Annotated in this window: 1 protein-coding gene; it reads left to right on the top strand. The window is 46.7% G+C overall.

Annotated features, from left to right (window positions below; genetic code table 11):
* Nucleotides 1-100: 100 nt before the first annotated feature.
* Nucleotides 101-1,549: an IS66-like element ISBst12 family transposase gene (locus tag ACFPOH_RS11065; RefSeq protein ID WP_117221520.1), complete on the top strand. Its 1,449-nt coding sequence runs from the start codon at nt 101-103 to the stop codon at nt 1,547-1,549.
* Nucleotides 1,550-1,641 lie beyond the last annotated feature (92 nt).

Genomic DNA, 1,641 nt, shown 5'->3' with positions numbered 1-1,641 from the left:
TATAATTTTGTAACTATTCAGCCACATCATAAAGTGAGCTGAATATTTTCTTCTTTCCTTGTCTATGATGTGAATATTGATAGACAAGGAGGTGAATCGCATGTTGACGGTACAACAAGCTGTATTTACAGTTGAGGGCTTAATCGGCAAAGTTCAACAACAAAAACAGCTCATTCATCAACTCATTCAAGAAAATGAACATTTGCGTCACGAAAACAAACAGCTACGCAAAGAAAATGAACAACTGAAGTACCGTGTTCAAGAGCTGGAAGCACGCACGAAAAAAAACAGCTCCAATAGCCATTTGCCCCCATCTTCTGACCGTTTTGAGAAAAAGCGTTCCTCCCGCGAGCCGTCTGGCAAAAAGCCTGGTGGGCAAGAGGGACATGAGGGGAAGACGCTCCGTCAAGTGGAACATCCACATCATCGCATCGTCCACCGTGTGCATACGTGTCAAGGATGTGGAGCTTCTTTGCGTGAAGTCAAACCGTTCAAAGTCGATATCCGTCAAGTGTTTGATGTCCCTCCTGTGGCGATCGAGGTGACACAACATGAACGTGAAGTGAAATCGTGTCCACATTGTCGATGCGTGCAACAAGCCGAATTCCCATCCCATGTCACGAATCATGTGCAATACGGTCCACGGCTCACGGCACTCGTTGTTTATTTACATCATATCCAATTGATCCCGTACAAGCGTTTAAGTGATACAATCGAAGCGTTATATCAACACTCGATTAGTACAGGAACCCTTGCCAATATGGTGAAACGAGGACGCGAAGCGCTGGAATCAAATATGGACATCATCGAAGACGCCTTACTTGAATCCAACATCCTGCATGTCGATGAAACGAGTTTGCGCATCAATGGGAAACTCGCATGGGTGCATGTCGCGTGTACATCGAGATATACATACTTGGCTCCTCACGCTTCTCGTGGAAAAAAAGCGACCGATGAGATCGGGATTCTTCCCCGATATGAAGGGACGATGATGCACGATGCGTTCGGTACGTATCCGAAATACACACATGCCACCCATGCCCTTTGTCATGCCCACCATTTGCGTGAGTTAAAAGGATTCATCGAACAGGGGCATACGTGGGCGATGCGCATGACCACGTTTCTGTTAGCCGCCAAGCAAGCCGTCGAAGCCCATCACGGTGCACTTTCCGAAGAAGAAGCGAGACGGTGGGAACGAGTGTATGATCGCATCCTAGAAAGAGCACAACACCGATTAGAAACGATGACGCCTCTTCCGAAAAAAGCACTCGCTTTTGTTCGACGCCTTCAAAAACGAAAGGAAGAAGCGCTGCGTTTCTTACGTGAAGTACATGTTCCCTTTGACAACAACCAAGCCGAACGCGATCTTCGCATGGTCAAAGTCAAAGAGAACATTTCGGGTACGTTTCGCGAAGAAACATTCGCGCAGTCGTTTTGCATCGCAAGAAGCATCGTTTCCACACTGACGAAACACGAAAAAAACGTGTGGGATTCGTTATGTCTTCTGTTGGCAGGCGAAACGATCGATCGAGTTCTTTCCGCTACCTAGGGCATTTTCTATGACCGAAATGCCCTATTTGTGCTGGGCTTTTTTATACACTAGCACTGGGGTGAATAGTTACTGCCGTTACATCATTAACT

This window comes from Ureibacillus suwonensis, assembly GCF_042655065.1.
GTDB classification, from domain to species: domain Bacteria; phylum Bacillota; class Bacilli; order Bacillales_A; family Planococcaceae; genus Ureibacillus; species Ureibacillus suwonensis.
Note: the sequence above shows the minus strand (reverse complement) of the source record. Positions and strands in the feature narration are given on the sequence as shown.